The sequence below is a fragment of the Pseudomonas sp. PSE1(2024) genome (assembly GCF_050990555.1).
Taxonomy (GTDB): domain Bacteria; phylum Pseudomonadota; class Gammaproteobacteria; order Pseudomonadales; family Pseudomonadaceae; genus Aquipseudomonas; species Aquipseudomonas aphyarum.
On sequence record NZ_CP158967.1, the window covers coordinates 2152189 to 2172957 of the forward strand.

Here is a 20769-nt window from a genome sequence, read left to right on the forward strand (position 1 = left end):
CGCCCTCGGCGTCGAGCAGGCGCAGCAGGAGCCGCCGATTGTGGCGTTGCCACGCCTGCAACCGCTGACGCTGTCCTACGCTCAGGAGCGTCAGTGGTTCCTCTGGCAACTGGAGCCGACCAGCACCGCCTACCACGTGCCGGCCGCACTGCGCCTGCGCGGTGAACTGGACCTGCCGGCGTTGCAGCGCAGCTTCGATGCGCTGATCGCCCGCCACGAATCCCTGCGCACCTGCTTTGTCGAGGAGCAGGGCCAGACCCTGCAAGTAATCCAGGCTCACGCAGCGCTGGACATCGCCGTCGAAAGCATCGACCGCGAGCTGGACGATTCCGCGCTGCAAGCCCTGGTCGCTGCCGAAACCCTGCACTTGTTCGATTTGCAGAAAGGCCCGCTGCTGCGGGTCAAGCTGCTGCGTCTGGCCGCCGATGACCACGCACTGATCATCACCTTGCACCACATCGTCTCCGACGGCTGGTCGATGGGCATCATGGTCAACGAACTGGTGGCGTTGTATGCCGCGCACAGCGAAGGCACGACCGCGCAGTTGCCGGCGCTGCCGGTGCAGTACGCCGACTACGCCGTGTGGCAGCGCCAGTGGATGGACGCCGGTGAGCGTGAGCGTCAACTGAGTTACTGGACCGCACAACTGGGCGACGGCGATCAGCCGTTGCTGGAGCTGCCGACCGCCCGCCCGCGTCCGCCGGAGCAAAGCTACCGGGGCGCGCGTCAGGACATCCCGCTGAGCGCCGAACTGGCCGCCGGCCTGAAACAGGTCGCACAACGGGAAAACGTCACTCTGTTCGCGCTGCTGCTGGCGTCGTTCCAGACCCTGCTGCACCGCTACAGCGGCCAGGCCGACATTCGCGTCGGCGTGCCGGTGGCCAACCGCAACCGGGTCGAGACCGAAGGCCTGATCGGCTTCTTCGTCAACACTCAGGTGCTGAAAACCGAGTTCGACAGCCAGCAGAGCTTCCGTAGCCTACTGCAGCAAGTGAAAAACACCGTGCTCGGTGCTCAGGCCCATCAAGACCTGCCGTTCGAGCAACTGGTCGATGCGCTGCAACCGGAACGCAGCCTGAGCCACAGTCCGCTGTTCCAGGTGCTGCACAACCACCAGAGCCAGGCCCGTCAGGCCGAAGGCGCCACGCGTCTGTCGAAGATCGAGATCGAAGGCCTGAGCTGGGTCTCGCACACCGCGCAGTTCGACCTGACCCTCGACACGTTCGAATCGGCGGACAACGTCTGGGCCGAACTGACTTACGCCACCGACCTGTTCGACGCGGTCACCATGGAACGTCTGGCGCAGCACTGGACCCATCTGCTGCACGGCATCGTCGCCGATTGCGCCCAGCGCATCGCCGAGCTGCCGTTGCATGACGCGGCTGAACGTCAGGCAACGCTGTTGCAATGGAACCCGGCCGTGGCCGATTTCCCGAGCGAGGCGTGCCTGCATCAACTGATCGAGGCGCAGGCTGCGCGTGCGCCGCAAGCGGTGGCCGTGACTTACGGCGAGAAGGCCCTGAGCTACGGCGAGCTCAACAGCCGCGCCAACCAGTTGGCCCACAAGTTGATTGCCAGCGGTGTCGGGCCGGACGTACGCGTCGGTCTGGCGGTGGAGCGCAGCCTGGAAATGCTCGTCGGCCTTCTAGCGATCCTCAAGGCCGGCGGCGCCTATGTGCCGCTTGATCCGACCTATCCGGAAGATCGTCTGGCCTACATGATCGGCGACAGCGGCATCGCTTTGCTGCTGACCCAGAGTCATCTGCTCGGCCGTCTGCCGGTGCCGGATTCGGTGCGCAGCGTGATCCTCGATCAGGAACGCGACGGCCTCGAAGGCTACAGCGACAGCAACCCGCAGGTGTCCATGAGCCCGGACAACCTGGCTTACGTGATCTACACCTCCGGTTCCACCGGTCAGCCGAAAGGCACCTTGCTCGCCCATCACAACGTGCTGCGCCTGTTCAAGGCCACCGATGCCTGGTTCGATTTCGGCCCGCAGGATGTCTGGAGCCTGTTCCATTCGTACGCGTTCGACTTCTCGGTCTGGGAGATCTTCGGTGCGCTGCTGTACGGCGGCAAACTGGTGGTGGTGCCGTACGAGACCAGCCGTTCGCCGGACGATTTCTACGCTTTGCTTTGCCGTGAAGGGATCACCGTCCTCAACCAGACGCCGTCGGCGTTCAAGCAACTGATGCAAGTGGCGTGCGCCCCGGAACATGCGGCGGCGCAACCGGCCCTGCGTTACGTGGTGTTCGGCGGCGAGGCGCTGGAGGTCAAGAGCCTGCGCCCATGGTTCGAGCGCTTCGGCGATCAGGCTCCGCAACTGATCAACATGTACGGCATCACCGAAACCACGGTTCACGTGACCTGGCGGCCGATCTCGCTGGCCGACCTGCAACGCGACGCCAGCAGCCCGATTGGCGAGCCGATTCCGGACTTGTCCTGGTACTTGCTCGACGGCGACCTGAACCCGGTGGCCAAGGGTTGCATCGGCGAGCTGTACGTCGGTCGCGCCGGTCTGGCCCGGGGTTATCTGAACCGTCCGGACCTGACCACGCTGCGCTTCATTCCCGATCCGTTTGCCGCCGATGGCGGTCGTCTGTACCGCACCGGTGACCTGGCGCGCTACCGCGCCGACGGCGTGATCGAATACATCGGCCGGATCGACCATCAGGTGAAGATTCGCGGCTTCCGCATCGAACTCGGCGAGATCGAAGCGCAGCTGCTCGAACAAGCCGCCGTGCGTCAGGCCGTGGTGCTGGCGCAACCGGGCCTCAGTGGTCAGCAACTGGTGGCGTACCTGGTGCCGAGCGAAGCTGCATTGCTCGACGCCGACGCTGCCGAACAAGGCCAGTGGCGTGACAGCGTGCGGGCCGCGCTCAAGGAAAACCTGCCGGATCACATGATCCCGGCGCACTTGCTGTTGCTCGAACAATTGCCGCTGACCGCCAACGGCAAACTCAACCGCAGCGCCTTGCCGTCGCCGGATGCGAGTCAGGCGCAGCAGGCTTATCAGGCACCGCAAAGCGAACTGGAGCAGCGTCTGGCCGAGATCTGGCAGGACGTGCTGAAGCTGCCGCAAGTCGGTCTGAACGACAACTTCTTCGAGCTGGGCGGCGATTCGATCATCTCGATTCAAGTGGTCAGCCGCGCCCGTCAGGCCGGCATCCGTCTGAACCCCAAAGACCTGTTCCAGCACCAGACCGTGCAGCGTCTGGCGCTGGTTGCGCAAATCGGCGACAGCGAGTCGACCATCGATCAGCAACCGGTCACCGGCCCGGCGTTGCTGCTGCCGATCCAGCAACATTTCTTTGAGGACGAAATCCCCGAGCGTCACCACTGGAACCAGTCGGTGCTGCTCAAACCGCGTCAGCCGCTGGTGGCCGAAAAGGTCGAGCAAGCGTTGCGCGCGCTGGTCATCCATCACGATGCCTTGCGCCTGAGTTTCAGCCAGCAGGGCAACGTCTGGCAGGCCGAACATCTGGCGGTCGACGCCTTGTCGCAAGACCTGCTTTGGCAGGAAACCATTGCCGACATCGTGGATCTTGAAGCTTTGGGCAACCGCGCCCAGCGCAGCCTCGACCTGCAAAACGGCCCGTTGCTGCGTGCGGTGCTGGCGAATCTGGCCGATGGCAGCCAACGCCTGTTGCTGGTGATTCATCACCTGGCGGTGGACGGCGTGTCGTGGCGGATTCTGCTGGAAGACCTGCAAACCGCGTATCAGCAAGCCAGCAACGGGCAGGCCCTGAGCCTGCCGGCCAAGACCAGTGCCTTCAAGGACTGGAGCGAACACTTGCAGCGCTATGCCAACAGCCCGGCATTGCAGGAAGAACGGGCGTACTGGCAGGCGTGCCTGAGCGACGTCAGCACCGATCTGCCGTGCAAGCGTCTCGACGCCGGCCAGCAGAATCGTCTGGCGCAAACCGTGCAGACTCGCCTCAGCGCGGAGCTGACCCGGCAACTGCTACAGGAAGCCCCGGCGGCCTATCGCACCCAGGTCAACGACCTGCTGCTGACCGCGCTGGCCCGAGTGATCGGGCGCTGGAGCGGGCAGCCGTCGACCCTGATTCAACTGGAAGGTCATGGTCGCGAAGAGCTGTTCGACGGCGTCGACCTGACCCGTACCGTGGGCTGGTTCACCAGCCTGTTCCCGGTGCGTCTGACCCCGGCCGAAGGCGCGGGCGATTCGATCAAGCGGATCAAGGAACAGCTGCGCTCGATCCCGAACAAGGGCATCGGTTTCGGTGCGCTGCGTCATCTTGGTGATGCCGAGGCGCAAAGCAGCCTGAAGGCGTTGCCGACCCCGCGCATCACCTTCAACTACCTCGGTCAGTTCGACGGCAGCTTCGAAGCCGATGACGGCGCACTGTTCGCGCCGGCCCCGGACAATGCCGGCCTTGAACAAAGCCCGGACGCGCCGCTGGGCAACTGGCTGACCCTCAACGGTCAGGTGTATGGCGGTGAGTTGAGCGTCGGCTGGACCTTCAGCGAGGAACGCTTCGACAGCGCCACCATTGAAGCGCTGGCCCGCGACTACGCCGATGAGCTCGCCGCGCTGATCGCTCACTGCCTGACGCCGGGCGTGGAAGGCCTGACCCCGTCGGACTTCCCGCTGGCAGGTCTGACTCAGGCGCAGCTCGACGGTTTGCCGACTGCGCCGCGTCTGGTCGAAGACATTTATCCACTGTCGCCGATGCAGCAGGGCATGTTGTTCCACACCCTCTACGCGCAGCAGTCGGGCGATTACATCAACCAGATGTGCGTGGCCGTGGACGGTTTGCAGGTCGAGCGTTTCCGCGAGGCCTGGCAAGCGGCGATGGACAGCCATGACGTGCTGCGCAGCGGCTTCGTCTGGGACGGTGATCTGCCCCATGCGCTGCAAGTGGTGCACAAGGGGTTGCAGGTGCCGTTCAGCGTGCTCGACTGGCGTGAGCGCAATGACCTGGAACAGGCCCTGAGCGAACTGGAACGTGCGCAGCGTCAGCAGGGTTTTGACCTGCACGCCGCGCCGTTGCTGCGGTTGGAGGTGGTGCGGGTGGCAGCCGAGCGCTTCCATCTGATTTACACCTCGCACCACATTCTGATGGACGGCTGGAGCAACTCGCAGTTGCTCGGCGAAGTCCTGCAGCGCTACCACGGCCAGGCGCCGGTGAGCGGTGCCGGGCGCTATCGCGATTACATCCAGTGGCTGGCGCAGCAGGACGCGCAGGTCACGGAGCACTTCTGGAAGGGCCAACTGGCCGACTTCGACATGCCGACCTATCTGGCCGATGCGGTGCCGCACAGCGTGGACAGCTCGGTGGCAGGTCAGGGCGAGCACCTGCTCACGCTCGACAGTCGCGCGACCGCTGAACTCAACCGTTTTGCCCGCGTGCAAAAGGTCACGGTCAACACCCTGGTGCAGGCCGCGTGGCTGTTGCTGTTGCAGCGCTACACCGGGCAGGACACGGTCGCGTTCGGCGCCACGGTGTCGGGTCGTCCGGCGCAGTTGAGCGGCGTCGAAGGCCAGATCGGCCTGTTCATCAACACCTTGCCGATCATCGCCAGCCCCCGTGCCGAACAGCCGTTGTCGCAATGGCTGCAACAGGTACAGGCGCAGAATCTGTTGCTGCGCGAGCAGGAACACACGCCGCTGTTCGACATTCAGCGCTGGGCCGGGCAGAGCGGGGAGGCGTTGTTCGACAACATTCTGGTGTTCGAGAACTACCCGATTGCCGAAGCCTTGCAACAGGTCGCATCGGATGACCTGCGCTTCGGCGAGGTCGACCGCTACGAGCAGACCAACTATCCGCTGACGTTGATGGTCAACCTCGACCAGCAACTGACCGTGCATTTCAGCTATCAGCGCACAAGCTTTGCCGCCGAGACCGTGGTCAAACTGGCCGCGCAGTTGCAACAGCTTCTGACGCGCCTCGACCTCAGCGCCGAAGGCTGCCTGGGCGAATGGAACCTGCTGGAAGCGGCGGACGAGCAACGGATCGTGCATGACTGGAATCCGGTCGAGGCCAACCCCCTCGAAGCGCTGTGCATCCACCAGGCCATCGAGCGTCAGGTGGCTGCCCAGCCGGACGCGCGGGCCGTGACCTTCGGTCATCAGTCGTTCACTTATGCTGACATCGACACCCGGGCCAATCGCCTGGCTCACCGTTTGATCGACTGCGGGGTCGGCCCGGAAGTGCGGGTCGGCGTGGCCATGCAGCGTTCCGATCAACTGTTGGTGGCGCTGCTGGCGGTGCTTAAGGCCGGCGGCACCTACGTGCCACTGGACCCTGATTACCCGGCGGATCGCGTCGCTTACATGCTCGAAGACAGCCGCGCCCGGGTGCTGCTGACTGAAACCGAGGTGGCTGCGATTCTGACGGTCGGTGGCGATACGCAAGTGTTGCTTCTGGATCAACTCGACCTGTCGGCCAACAGTGCAATTGCGCCGGTCACGGACGTGTGCACGGACAATCTCGCTTACGTGATCTACACCTCCGGTTCCACCGGCAAGCCGAAGGGCGTTTCGATCACCCACAGCAACGTGATGGCGCTGAGCGACTGGTCGAAAAACACTTACAGCCGCGATGACATTCAAGGCGTGCTGGCTTCGACCTCGGTGTGTTTCGACCTGTCGGTGTGGGAGCTGTTTGTCACCCTGGCCAATGGCGGCTCGCTGATCATCGCCCGCAACGCCCTTGAACTGCCGCAACTGCCGGCCCGCGATCAGGTGCGCCTGATCAATACCGTGCCGTCGGCGATCAATGCCTTGCAGGACGCCGGCGACATTCCGGCGGGTGTGCGGCTTATCAACCTGTGCGGCGAAGCGCTGAAGCAGAATCTGGTGGACCTGCTTTACAAACAGGCGAGTATCGAAGACGTCATCGACCTGTACGGCCCGTCGGAAGATACCGTTTATTCCACCTGGACCCGTCGTGAGGCGGGTGGCACGGCCAACATCGGCCGGGCGATGGCGCGCACCGCGAGTTACGTGCTGGGCGGCGATCTGCAACCGGCGCCACTGGGCGTGTCGGCCGAGCTTTACCTGGCCGGTGCCGGCCTCAGCCGAGGCTATCTGGGCCGGGCGGCGATGACCGCCGAGAAGTTTGTGCCCAACCCGTTCGCCGGCCATGGCGAGCGCATGTACCGCACCGGCGACCTGACCCGTTATCAGGCCGACGGTACTTTGCAGTACGTCGGGCGTATCGACCATCAGGTGAAGGTGCGCGGTTTCCGCATCGAGCTGGGTGAAATCGAGGCCCGTCTGTTGCAGATCGAGCGCGTCAGCCAGGCATTGGTGGTGGCGCGACCGATCGCTTCCAGCCATCAACTGGTGGCGTACGTGGTGATGGACGACGCGGCCGTGGCGAACGCCGATGCCGCCGCGCAAACCTTGCTGCGCGAAGACTTGAAGACGCAGCTCAAGGCAAACCTGCCGGACTACATGATCCCGGCGCACCTGTTGTTCCTCGCCAGCCTGCCGCTGACGCCGAACGGCAAGATCGATCGCAAGGCCTTGCCGGGCGTCGAGAGTGTGGTTTCGGCCGGGGACTTCGTGGCGCCGGTCGGTGAGCTGGAACAGCAGATCGCAGTGATCTGGCAGAACGTGCTGGAGCTCGATCAGGTAAGCCGCGAAGACCACTTCTTCGAGCTGGGCGGGCATTCGTTGCTGGCCACGCAGGCGGTGTCGCGTTTGCGTCAGTTGACCACTGGCACGCTGGGTCTGCGGGATCTGTTCAACCATCCGCGCCTCAAGGATCTGGCGGCGTGGATGAGTCAGGCTCAGGCGCCGACGGCTACCGACGCTGGCAGCCAGGCCTTGCCGCTCAAGGCCTTTGGCGCCAAGTCGACGGCACCGTTGTCGCTGGTGCAGCGTCGTTTGTGGGTCGCCGAGCAGTTGTCTGGCGGCAGTTCGGCGTACGGCATGCCGCTGGCCTTGCGCCTGCGCGGCGAGCTGTCGACCGAGCGGTTCATCAGCAGCTTCGCTGAAGTGGTGCGCCGTCATGAGGTGCTGCGTACCGCTTACTCCCAGGACGATGAAGGTGACCCGATCGCCTTGATCGCCGAGCAGGTCGACGTCGATTTCCCGGTGCTCGATCTGTCCGGTCTGTCGCGCAGTGCCCAGGAAGAACAGGTGGCGCAGGCGGTGCTGGACAACGCGCGCACGCCGATCGACCTGGAGCAGGCGCCGCTGTGGCGCGGGCGCATTCTGCACCTGTCGGCGACCGAGCATGTGCTGCTGTTCTCGATGCACCACATCATCTCCGACGGCTGGTCGATGGGCGTGCTGGTCAACGAGCTGGTGCAGATCTACGAGCTGAGCAAGGCGGGCGACCACACGCCGTTGCCAGCGCTGGACGTGCAGTACTCGGACTTCGCCCTGTGGCAACAGGAACTGGAGCGCGCAGGCGTTCTCGGGCAGCAGGCGGCTTACTGGAAAGAGCGGCTCGACGGTTACAGCGGGCAGTTGAACCTGCCACTGGACAAACCGCGCGGGGCGGTGGCGTCGTACGAAGGCGATGCCGTGCAGTTCCGTCTGCCGGCGGATCTGAGCCAGGGCTTGCGCAAGGTCTCCACCGACGCCGGGGTGACGCTGTACAGCACGCTGCTGGCGTCGTTCCAGGTGCTGTTGCATCAGTTCAGCGGCGGTGACGATGTGCTGGTCGGCGCGGACGTCGCCGGGCGTGAACAGCCGGAACTGGAGCGTCTGATCGGTTTCTTCGTCAACGTGTTGCCGCTGCGTTCGCGCTTCGAGGCGAACAGCGCGTTCTCGGACTTCCTGGCCCGCACGCAGGACAGCCTGCTCGGTGCGCTGGAGCATCAGGACCTGCCGCTGGACATGATCGTCGAAAGCTGCGGCGTGCCGCGTCACAAGGGCATGAACCCGCTGGTACAGGTGTTGTTCGTGATGAACAACCTGCCGGGGCGCACGCAATCGATGGGGGGCTTGAGCGTTGAACCGCTGGCGGCGTTGCAGACCCATTCTAAATTCGACATGGCATTGTTCGTTGACGAAGAAGAAGGGCAATTGCTGGGTAATTGGCAATTCGCCACAACCTTGTTCGGACACGAGCGCATTCAGTACCTGGTGAAGGCCTGGATAGCCCTGTTGGAACAGATCGTCGCTGATCAGGACATTCAATTGGGAGCTATCAGCATGCCAGTCGACAATTTCGCAGTGGCCGCCAAACCCGCTGCGCCCGGACCCAAGGCCGACAAACTGGGCAAGTTCCTCAAGCGCGGCGCCGCCCCGGTGGCCAAGGTTCGCCCGGCCCCGGTACGTGAATCGCTGATCGCGGCACCCCAGCCATTCCCGCTGCTGGTGGAGCCGAACGAGCCGCAACTGGACTTGATCGAATGGATCAAGAACAACCGGCCGCTGATCGAAGAAAAACTCGCCACCCACGCCGGCATCCTGTTCCGTGGTTTCGAACTCGACGGCATTCAGGGTTTCGAGGCGTTCGCCGAAGCGATTCAACCGGGCCTGTACGGCCAGTACGGCGACCTGCCGAAGAAGGAGGGCGGCAAGAACACCTATCGCTCTACGCCGTACCCGGAACGCAAGATGATCCTGTTCCACAACGAGAGCTCCCACCAGGACCGCTGGCCGCGCAAGCAGATGTTCTATTGCGAGGTGGCCGCACCGGTGGGCGGTGCGACGCCGGTGGTGGATTGCCGGTTGATGTACGAAAAACTGCCGGCCGACCTGCGTGACAAGTTCGAGTCCAAGGGCCTGCTGTACGTGCGCACGTTCACCGACAACCTCGATGTGTCGTGGCAGCACTTCTTCAAGACTGAAGACCGCGCCGAAGTCGAAGCCCGTTGCCGGGCCGGCGGCATCGAGTGGCGCTGGCTGGACAACAACGAACTGCAAACCCGCACACCGGGGCCGGCGATCATTCGTCACCCGATCACGGGCGCCAAGTCGTTCTTCAATCAGGTGCAGCTGCACCACATCTACTGGCTGGAGCCGGATGTGCGTGAGGACCTGTTGTCGATGTTCGGGCCCGAGCGCATGCCGCGTCACGTGTACTACGGCGACGGCACCCCGATCGAAGACGAAGTGATGCAGCGCATCGGCGATCTGTACGAAGAGTGCGCCGTGCGTTTCGACTGGCAGAAAGGCGACGCGATCCTGCTTGACAACATGCTCGTGGCCCATGCCCGTGATCCGTTCGAGGGGCCGCGCAAGATTGTCGTGGCGATGGGCGACATGTACGACCACAGCAGTCTTGAACGTGCGCCGGCCACCGGGCAAACCGCCCCGGGCGCAGTGAACACCGAGGAAACCGGAGCATGAACGAAGTCATGATGGACACGCAGGAAAGCGGATTCGCCCTGACGCCCGAGCAACAGGCGCTGCTGGAGCAACTGTCGAACACGGCGACCTGCGGTGAGGCATTGCGCTGGTTGAGTGTGACCCTGGAGGGCGACCTCGATCCGCAAAGCCTGCAGGCCGCTTTCGATACGCTGCTGGCGCAACAGCCGATGTTGCTGGCGCAATTGAACAAGGTCGCCGGTTTCCATGGCTTGCGCCAGAGCGCGATCCCGGCCGTCCGTTTTCCGCTGACGATTCAGGCAACCGAGCAGGGTGCCGAGGACGTTCAGGCGCAGATCGACGAGTCGATGGGCCGCGCTTTTGTGGTCGGCGAATCGGCGGGTGTTCAGGCGATGCTTTATCGACTGGCGCCGCAGCAATGGCAGTGCCTGATCGGTATCGCTCGCCACAGTGCCGATGCGCAATCGCTGCATCTGCTGCTGGAGCAGGTGCAGCAAGCCTACGCCGGTGCTGAGACTGCCGAAGACGAGGCACCGGGCGAGTTCAGTCAGTACCTGGAATGGCGCAGCGAAGTGGTGCTCGACGAAGACGCGACCACGGCGCGGGCTTATTGGCAGCAACAGCTGCAAGGTGCCCAGGTCGACATCGCCACCCCTTGGCTGGCCGCCCGCAGTGCAAGTCAGGCAGCGACCGGCGCCGACAAGCGCCTGTCACTGACGCTGCAACCGGCGCAACGCGCAGGTTTGCAGGCCCTGGCCGAGCAGCTCGGCCAGCCCGTCGCCACGTTGTTGCAAGGTGCATGGTGGGTGTTGCTGGGCCGCTTGAGCGGGCTTGAGCAGGTGCTGGTCGGTGTACGCCACGACAGCCGCAGCGACTATGAATACTTCGCCAGCGCCGTGGGGGTTTTCGAGAAAACCTTGCCGCTGTCGGTGTCGTTGCCGGCCGGTGCGGCCTTCAGCGACTGGCTGGTGGAACTGGCCGCGCGCCTCGAAGAACATCGCACCTGGCAAGAATACTGGACCCCGGATCTGGCGCCGGATGCAGCGCGCCCGGCCTACGGCTTTACGCTTGGCCAGGCCGGTCGCAGCGGCAACAGCGGCGGTTTGCGCTGGGCGGTGTCGGATGCCTTGCCGGTGCAGCCGGATGCCTTTGAATGCTTGTTGCAGGTGCAACTGGACGACGCACAGCAACCGGTGGCGGTGGATCTGCTTTATGCGAGCTCGCGTTATTCGCCGGCAGCCGCGAACGTGGTGCTGGAGCAATTCGGCGTTCTGCTGGATTCGATCCTGGCCGCCCCGAACACCGCGCTGACGCAGCTCAACCTGCTCGGTCATGCCGAAGAGCAGCGTTTGCTGGCCATCAATCCGTCTGCGCAGCCATTGGCCGACAGCCGTTATCTGCCGCAGCGCATCGCCGATCTGATGCTGCACACCCCGGATGCCATCGCCCTGACCGATGCCGGGCAGTCATTGAGCTACGGCCAGTTGCAAGTCCGCGTGGACAGCGTCGCGCAAGGTCTCAAGGCGCAGGGCCTGGGCGAAGGCTCGATCGTTGCGCTGGCGCTGCCGCGCTCGGCGGATCTGGTGATCGCCATGCTGGCGAGCTGGCGCATCGGTGCGGCTTATCTGCCGTTGGATGTGCAATGGCCGCAGGCACGTCAGGCCTTGATGCTGGAACAGGCCGGCGCCGCATTGTTGCTGACCGACGCCGCGCATCTGCCGGCCTGGCAGGGGCAGCCGCACAAGGCGTTGACCCTGGCAGATGTCAGCCAGTCGAGTGCAGCATTGCCGGCGCTCGCCACCCAAGGCCACGACATCGCGTATGTGCTGTTTACCTCCGGCTCTACCGGTGTGCCGAAAGGCGTGGTGATCGAGCATCGGCAACTGCTGAACTACACGGCTCAGGCCAGTCAGGCCCTGGGGCTGGAACAGTGCCGCAACGTCGGTTTAAGCTCGACGGTGGCGGCGGACCTGGGCAACACCGCGTTGTTCGGGGCGTTGTTCAACGGGGCCACGCTGCACGTTGCCAGCGATGAGCAGATGCAGGACGGCGCGCTGTTCGCCGAGTACCTGCAACAACAACAGATCGACTGCCTGAAGATCGTGCCGTCGCACCTCGCCGCGTTGCTCGACAGCGAGCGGGCAACCTTGCCGCGCACCCTGGTGCTCGGCGGCGAGCCGATTGCCCCGACCCTGATCGAGCGCATTGCGCGGTTGCGCAGCGACTGCCGGGTGTTCAACCACTACGGTCCTACCGAAGCGACGGTCGGGGTCATGGTTCATCCGCTGGATCTGCACGGCGCTGCCGGCGATTGTTCGGCGCTGACTCAGGTGTTGGGCAACAACCAGGTTTACGTGCTGGACGCGCAGTTGCGTCTGGCGCCGGCCGGTGTGCTGGGCGAGTTGTACCTGGGTGGTGCGCAGTTGTGCCGTGGCTACCTGAATGCCGAAGCTGATGAGCAGACGTTCATCCAGAGCCCGTTTGATCCGGCGCAGCGTCTGTATCGCAGCGGCGACCTGGCGCGCTATCGCGTGGACGGCGGCATTCAGTTGCACGGTCGGCGCGATCAGCAGGTCAAGGTGCGTGGGTTCCGCATTGAACTGGCGGAGATCGAAGCCGAGTTGCTGCGCCTTGCGCCGGTGGCCGAAGCGCTCGTCCTGCCGGCCGCGTCGGCCGAGCAGGGATTGCTGGCCTTTGTCGTCGCGCATCAGGGTATGTCGGCGGGGTTGCTGGACGCCGCGCGCGCCGAACTGAGCGCTCGTCTGCCCGGCGTGATGGTGCCGCAGCATCTGCAACTGATCGACCGTTTCCCACGGTTGGCCAACGGCAAGATCGACCGCAGGGCATTGCAGCAAATGGCGGGCAGGGCGGCGGATGACGAAGGTGTCGCACCGCGCGATGCGCTCGAGCAATTGCTGGCCTCGCGCATGGCGCAGTTGCTCGGGCTCGAGCGGCTGGGCGTTGATCGCGATTTCTTTGCCGCCGGTGGCCATTCGTTGCTGGTGATCAAGCTGGTGGCCGGGATTCGCAAGTTGCTGCAGTGCGAAGTTCATCCGGGGCTGGTCTTCGATCATCCGACCGTGGCGTCGCTGGCCATGACGTTGCGGGCGGTGGAAAGCACTCCGGGCCAGTTGGAGAAAATGGCCCAGGTACGCCTGCGCATGGACGCGATGAGCCCCGAGGAAAAGGCCCGCCTGGCCGAGCAGGCGCGGCAGCTGCAAGCCGCCAAGGCTGCGCAAGGCAGCTGACATGGCATGAAACAAAAGGCCGTCGCCCAACAGCGTCGGCCTTTTTTTTAACTTTTCGCGCTAATGATAAATAAACTCATTCCGGTTTTTTGGAGGTGCTGCGTCTTACTAAGGTATGTGGGCAAATCGGGTCGGGCAGGGCAGCCAGGTCACCGGATTTGTTCAGCGAAAAATTTCGCCGTTGTCCAGCCAGATGACCGTGCCCGGGGAGGGGCCGGTCGACCGCGCACTGACAGATCGCCCCGAGGGCCATCGAGTGCGCGGCTCACTTGTGCAGACAGCGGCGGGCCCTTCGGCCCAATGGATTTCCACTTCTACCAATAATAGAGAGCACGATGTCAGCAATTCATGAGTTGAAACCTCTGTTCAAGGCACTCGTCATGTCCCGCGGCCTGCGTTCGCGCCGAGTGTTGACCGGTCTGGGGCTGGTCTGCGTATTGCCGCTCAGCGCTCAAGTGATGGCTGAAGACGTCAGCATCAACATCCCGGCCCAATCGCTGCCACAGGCATTGCAGGCGTTCGGTCAGCAGACCAACCAGCAAGTGATCTACAACGCTGACGACATGGCCGGACTCAAGAGCCACGCCGTCAGCGGCAAGATGAGTCCGCAGACCGCCATCGCCGAATTGCTCCGCGGCACCGGCGTGCGTTACAGCATCGAGGGCAACACCCTGATGCTGGTGCGCGGCACGGCCACACAGGGTCTGGAACTGGGCGCGACCAACATCAGTGCGCAACAGGTCGGGGCAACCACCGAAGGCAGCAACTCGTACACCTCCAACGCCGTCACGATCGGCAAGGGCACTCACACCCTCAAGGAAATTCCGCAGTCGGTCACCGTGATGACCCGCAAGCAGATGGACGATCAGGACCTGGTCGACCTCAAGGACGCGCTGAACCAGACCACTGGCATCGTCGGCCTGCAGGGCGTCGGCAAGGGCATTATCGTGTCGTCGCGCGGTTTCCAGATCGACGACTGGCAGTACGACGGCGTGCCGATTCCACGTAACACCTACTCGCTGGGCAACTGGGCGACCCAGGACCTGATCTTCTTCGACCGTCTGGAAATCCTGCGCGGTGCATCCGGCCTGTTGCAAGGAACCGGCAGCCCTGGCGGTGCCATCAACCTGGTGCGCAAGCGCGGTCAGGCGGCACCGACCGTGAGCATCACCGGCAAGGCCGGCTCGTGGGATCACTACGGTCTGCAATTGGACGCGGGCGGCCCGCTGAACCAGGCCGGCACTATCCGTGGCCGTCTCGTTGCCGATGAAGACCAGAGCGATTCCTTCGTCGACTACGAATGGAGCAAGACCCACTCGCTGTACGGCTCGCTGGACTTCGACCTGAGTGAAGACACCACCCTGGGCCTGGCGGCCAGCCGCACCGAGGCCGAGTCGCGTCCGATGATCCGTGGCCTGCCGCGTTACGCCGACGGCAGAATGCCGGACGTTTCGCGTTCGACCTACGGCGGTGCCAAATGGAACCACTCGCAGATCAACGTCACCACCCTTTACGCTGATCTCGAACACCGTTTCAACGACGATTGGGCGTTCAAGGTCGGTGCCGTGCAGATGACCGAAACCAACGAGTCGAAAAGCCAGCGTCTGCAAAGCTCCGGTGCCGGTCTGAAGCCGGATGGCAGCGGTATTCAGTACGCCGACTTCATCACCGACTTCGACTCCACCAAGGTCGGTCTCGACATGAACCTCACCGGCAAGTTCGAAGCCTTGTCGATGCAGCAGGAAGTCATGATCGGCGGCAACTACTCCCAGCTGGAGACGGATGACCAGCTCGCCCGTACCTTCAACAACAACGCCACCGACACGATCTTCAACGTCAATAACGATCGTCCGGACATCAGCTACGACAGTCTGCTCAACACCGCCGGCGGCCGTGCCACCGACAGCAAGTACGATATTCGTCAGAAAGGTCTGTACGGCACCTGGCGCGTCAAACCGGTCGATGACCTGACGCTGGTGCTGGGTTCGCGTGTCAGCTGGTATGACTTCAGCTACAAATCCAAGAACCGTGCCGCCTTCAGCGATGAATACGTCACCGCCGATCCGAGCAAATCGAACGAAACCGGGGAAGTCACCCCTTACGCCGGTATCGTCTATGACCTGAGCCGCGAGTGGGCGGTGTATGCCAGCTACACCGACGTGTTCCAGCCGCAGACGGTGCGCGATGCCAATGGCTCGATGCTCAAGCCGATCATCGGCAGCAACTACGAAATCGGCCTCAAGGGCGAGCTGATGGATGGCCGGGTCAACACCTCCCTGGCGCTGTTCCGCTACGACCAGAAAAACCGTGCGGTCGATGATGTTTCCGGCGGCATGGAATGTGACGGCTGGTACTGCTCCACGGCGGCGGGCAAAGTGCGCAGCCAGGGTCTGGACGCCGAGATCAGTGGTGCTGTGACCGACAACCTGCAACTGTTTGCCGGTTACACCTACAACACCACCAAGTACCTCGACGACCCGGACATGGAAGGTCGCACGTTCAGCACCTGGACGCCGAAACACATGCTGCGCGTGTGGGGTAACTACCAGTTCACCGGTGATTTGAACCGTCTGAGCACCGGGCTTGGTTTCACCGCTCAAAACCACACCCTGGGCTACGAAGGCAATTACGAGGTGGCGGGTTACACCGTGTGGAACGCCCGTGTCGCTTATCAGCTGACGCCGGAGATCGGTCTGGCGGTCAACGCGAATAACCTGTTCGACAAGAACTACGTAAACGCGGCGTACAACCAGCTCAGTGGTAACAACAACTTCGGTGACCCACGCAACGTGATGTTCTCCGTGAAGTACACCCCGCAGTTCTGATGCACTGACTGGGCGCCGAACCGGCCCACGCTCCTGAACAAGGAGGGTGGGCCGGTTTTTTTATGCCCGGAGTTTCTCGCCGGCACCTTGTTGAAACAAGGCACACCCGAACAAAACAGCAGGCATGAAAAAACGCAGAGGCCGAGGCGTCTGCGTTTTTTGAGTGTTGCCGAAGGGTCAGTCCCGCGTCACGCCCTCGCAGGCGAGGAGCACGGATTCAAACGAGTCCAGCAGGCTTTCGCCATAGATCATGCTGCGGTGCGGCAATGGCGAATGGACGGAACCTTGCAACTGTCCGCTGAGGTTGTACTGGCGCAGCACCTGCTCCGAGTGCAGGACTTGCTCCAGGGTCTTGTGCTGCAACGACCACCAGCAGCTGGCCTTGACCTTGAGGGTTGGCAGCGAGAACGCATCGAAACTCTTGACCAGCCGCTCGTGGATGTCGAACGCCTGGGCGTTCATGATTTCCTGCTTGATGGCCTCCAGGGTGGCGATCATTTCCTGTTCGTCGGTGGCGGCCTGCTGGCTGGCCCACTGATAAAAGGCCTTGAGGCTGGTTGTCGGGTTCTCGGCGATGTAACGCGCCGCCGGCTCTTCCAGATGGGCAAACATCAGGCTGAACATTTCCACGGCAACGGACAGTTCGTTGTCTGCGCTGAGGTACTCGGGGCTGTCTTCCTCCAGCGGTTTGCGTGGCAGATCCGCAGGGAAGATGCTTTCCGGCAGCGTGGTGTCGACCAGCCCCAGGAACGTCACCTGTTTGCCCTGGTGCTCCAGTGCAGCAGCCACGTCCATGGCGATCGCGCCACCCAGCGACCAACCCATCAGGCGATAGGGGCCGTCGGGGTGTTTTTCGACAATCTGTTCGGTGTATTCGGCAATCATCTCGGGCCAGGTCTGGGTGCTGGCGTCCTTGTCGGCGAAGCCTTTGTGCATGATGCCGAAGGTGCGAGCGTGCTTGCTCAGACGCTTGGCCAGCGGCTGATAACAGAAGACGATGCCGCCGCTCGGGTGCAGGCAGAACAGCGGTGTGGCGGTTGACGTGGCGCCAGTCAGTTCGACCACGCATTGCACCTGCTGTTGATGTTCCATGCCGATGAACCGGGCCAGCACTTCGACCGTGGGGTGCGCGAGCATTTGTTGCAGGGCCAGTTTGATCCCCAGACGCGCGTTCAAGGCGGAAATGAACTGAATGGCCAGAATCGAATGGCCGCCCAGCTCGAAGAAATTGTCGTCCAGGCTCACGCGCTCGACATGCAGCGCCTCCTGCCAGAGTTCGGCCAGCGCTGTTTCGAGGGGCGTTTGCGGCGCACGGAACGGCCGCTGCGTCTGATGCAGATCGGGCAGTGGCAGAGCCTTGCGATCCAGTTTGCCGTTGGGGCTTAGTGGCAATGCACTCAGTACCATCAGGTGAGCAGGGACCATGTAGTTGGGCAGGCGCACCTTCAATTCTGCCTTGAGGGCTTCGCGCAGTTCGTCCTCGGGTGGCTCGCTCGCACGCGGCACGACATAGCCGATCAACTGCGTGCCGGTCGCGCCTTCGTGGGCGATGACCACAACTTCACGTACGGCTGGCCATTGCAGCAGGCAGGACTCGATTTCGCCGAGCTCGATGCGGAAACCGCGGATTTTCACCTGGTGGTCGAGGCGCCCGACATATTCGATCACGCCGTCGGCGCCATAGCGGGCCAGATCGCCGGTGCGATAGAGGCGTCCGCCCCGGTTGCTGAACGGGTCCGGGATGAAGCGTTCGGCGGTCAGCTCCGGTCGATTGAAATAGCCCCGCGCGAGCAGGTCGCCGGCAATCATCAGTTCGCCCACGGTGCCGACGGGCACCGGCTGACCGCCGCTGTCGAGCAGGTACACGGCACGACCGGCCAGCGGTCGACCAATCGGCATGGCTTTGGGCAGGGGCGTGCGCCCGGTGACGTAGTCGCTGCAATCGAGCAGCGTGGAGTCGACGGTCGCTTCCGTCGGGCCGTAGACATTGAGCAGACGCACGTGACCGAGACCGGCCTGGCCCCAGGCCGCGACCGCTTCCGGTGGCATGGCTTCGCCGCCGACCACCACCTGACGCAGCGATCCGTAGTCCCGTGGGCCGGCGGCCGCGAAGTCCTTGGCCAGCAAGTTCCAGTACGTCGTGGTCAGTTCGCTGACGGTGAATTTTTTCTCCAGCAGCTGCTGATACCAGGTTTCGCTGTCCCAGATGTCCTGCCCGCGCAGCACCACCGAAGCGCCGCAAATCAGCGCCGGGTAGAGCTGATCGACAAACGCATCGAAATTGAACGTGCCGTACTGCAGCAAACGGTCGGCAGGCGTCAGACCGTGGAACTCCCGACCGATTTGCGCGTGACGGGTCAGGGCGCCGTGAGTGATGCCCACGCCTTTCGGGCGACCGGTGGAGCCCGAGGTGAACATCACGTACGCCAGATTGCTGGCGAAAGTGCGGCAGGGCGGGTTGTCGACAGGTCGGTCATCGAGAGGATCAACCTCATCGACGCACACCACCTTGACCGATGACGGCGACGGCAGGCGCTCAAGCAGCGAATCCTGCGTCAGCAATACATCCAGGCCGCTGTCTTCGATCATCCAGGTCAGGCGTTCCTGCGGGTAGTCGGGGTCGAGCGGGACATAGACACCGCCGGCCTTGAGCACCGCCAGCAGGCTGATGATCATGTGCGCCGAGCGCTCGACGGCGATGCCCACGCGGACTTCCGGGCCGACGGCGCAGGCGATCAGGGTGTTCGCCAGTCGATTGGCCGCCGAATTGAGCCGGGCATAACTCACGTGCAGGTCATTGACGATCAGCGCCACCGCGTCCGGTGTGGCCAGCGCCTGACGCTCGAACAACTGGTGTACGCCTTCGTCGGGCAAGGCCGAGGCGGGCGGGTTCCATTGTTCGAGCTGCACGCGGCGTTCATCGCGGCTCAGCAGCGGCAGTTCGCTCAGCGCGCGGCGCGGATCTTCGGTGATCGCGTGCAGCAGGTTCTGCCAGTGACCGGCCAGCCGTTCGAGGGTCGCGGGGGTGTACAGGTCGCGGCTGTATTCGAGGCTGGCGTCGATGCGCTCCAGCGAATAGGCGATGTCCAGCGACAGGTCGAATTTGGCCTGGGTCGTGTCCGCCGGAAGGAAGTCCAGCGCAAGGTCGCCCAGCATCAGCGGGCCCTCGCCGGAGACCTCGGTGCGCCAGTTGAACAGCGTTTGAAACAGCGGGTTGATCTGCCCGTTCGCCCGCAGTTGCAGGTCGTCGAAGCTCAGCTCCAGCGGGTAGTCGGCATGATCCAGCGCGGCGAGGGTTTCGCGGCGCAGGCGCTGGAGAAAATCCTGGCACGGCAGCTGTGGATCGATGCGCACGCGGTAGACCTGGGCGCTGACAAAAAAGCCCACCAGCTCCTGGGTTTCGCTGCGATTGCGGCTCGCATTCGGCACGCCGACCGTGAAGTCCTGCTGGTTGCTGTAGCGGCTCAACAGCAATTGCCAGGCACCGAGCGCCACCACAAACGGTGTCAGTCCCCACTGTTGGCAGAAGCGGTTCAAATTCTGTGTCAGTGCCGTCGGCAGGCTGAAGTCGTGTTTGCCGGCCGGGTGGGTCTGCTGCTCGTGACGAGGAAAGTCGGTCGGCAGTTCCAGCGGCGGCAGGGTCTGCCCGAGGTAGTTGCGCCAATAGTCGGCACTGGCGGCACACGCGGCGCTGTCGAGGTATTCGCCGCGTTGCCAGTTGGCGTAGTCGGCGTACTGGATGGCCGGTCGGCGCAGCGGCGACGAATCGCCCGCCACGACCTGTTCATAGGCCTGCATCAGGTCCTGCATGAGAATGGCGTTGGACCAGGCATCGGAGGCGATGTGGTGCATGTTCATCAGCAGCAGGTGTTCAGTGTCGGCGGTCTGCAGCAGCGTTGCGCGCATCAGCGGCGCGGTTTTCAGATCGAAGGGCAGACCGGCCTCGACGGCGATGCGTCGGGCAAGTTCGGGGTCGCGTGTTTCGGCGCTCAGATGGCGCAGGTCTTCGAAGGCCAGTTTGAGTGTCGCGTGTTCATCGACGACCTGCATCGCCCCGCCGTCGATCTCGACGATCGCGCTGCGCAGCACGTCGTGGCGTGCGATGATTTTGTTCAGTGCCGCTTGCAGATGCCGGGCTTGCACAACGCCGCTCAGGCGCACGGCGCGGGGCAGGTTGTAGGCGGCACTGTCGGGCGTCAGCTGTTGCACGAACCACAAGCGCTGCTGGGCGAAGGAGAGCGGCGCCGGAACCGGGTGGAGGCGGGCCGGGATGCCTTGAAGTTGCACGCCGGCATCAGCCATCAGCAGCGCCAGCACTTCATCATCGAGTAAGTCGTTCATCGGTCTCTCGTGGTTGGCAGCGCCGTGGTCGCTGACGGCGTTGCCGACAGTCGGGTCCACGGCGATAAACATTCAGGTAGAAGGCCGACAGCGCACA

At 63.5% G+C, this 20769-nt stretch carries 4 protein-coding genes (1 of these 4 only partly in view); 3 read left to right on the top strand and 1 reads right to left on the bottom strand.

What is annotated here, in order from left to right; translation table 11 throughout:
• From ABTV87_RS09690 to ABTV87_RS09700, 3 genes are all read left to right on the top strand, one after another.
• A protein-coding gene (locus tag ABTV87_RS09690) for a non-ribosomal peptide synthase/polyketide synthase (RefSeq protein WP_433899349.1) crosses the window boundary here: on the top strand, positions 1–10279 show its 3' portion. The gene continues 3269 nt to the left of window position 1, outside the view; the window shows 10279 of its 13548 coding nt (coding positions 3270–13548); its start codon lies off the left edge, out of view; it ends in the stop codon at positions 10277–10279.
• A complete protein-coding gene (locus ABTV87_RS09695) occupies positions 10276–13506 on the top strand; it encodes a non-ribosomal peptide synthetase (protein ID WP_433899350.1) in 3231 nt (1076 codons plus the stop codon). The genes ABTV87_RS09690 and ABTV87_RS09695 overlap by 4 nt, the downstream gene beginning before the upstream one ends.
• 335 nt (positions 13507–13841) lie before the next feature.
• A complete protein-coding gene (locus tag ABTV87_RS09700; protein ID WP_007956360.1) occupies positions 13842–16331 on the top strand; it encodes a TonB-dependent siderophore receptor in 2490 nt (829 codons plus the stop codon).
• A gap of 177 nt (positions 16332–16508) precedes the next feature.
• Here the strand turns inward: ABTV87_RS09700 and ABTV87_RS09705 are convergent, their stop codons facing one another.
• Entirely contained in the window at positions 16509–20672 is a 4164-nt protein-coding gene (locus ABTV87_RS09705; protein WP_433899351.1) for an amino acid adenylation domain-containing protein, read from the bottom strand.
• Positions 20673–20769 lie beyond the last annotated feature (97 nt).

Bases quoted from the DNA above. Each gene is read 5' to 3' on its own strand.
- ABTV87_RS09695 (WP_433899350.1), top strand. From the start codon at position 10,276: ATGAACGAAGTCATGATGGACACGCAGGAAAGCGGATTCGCCCTGACG.
- ABTV87_RS09700 (WP_007956360.1), top strand. From the start codon at position 13,842: ATGTCAGCAATTCATGAGTTGAAACCTCTGTTCAAGGCACTCGTCATG.
- ABTV87_RS09705 (WP_433899351.1), bottom strand. From the start codon at position 20,672: ATGAACGACTTACTCGATGATGAAGTGCTGGCGCTGCTGATGGCTGAT.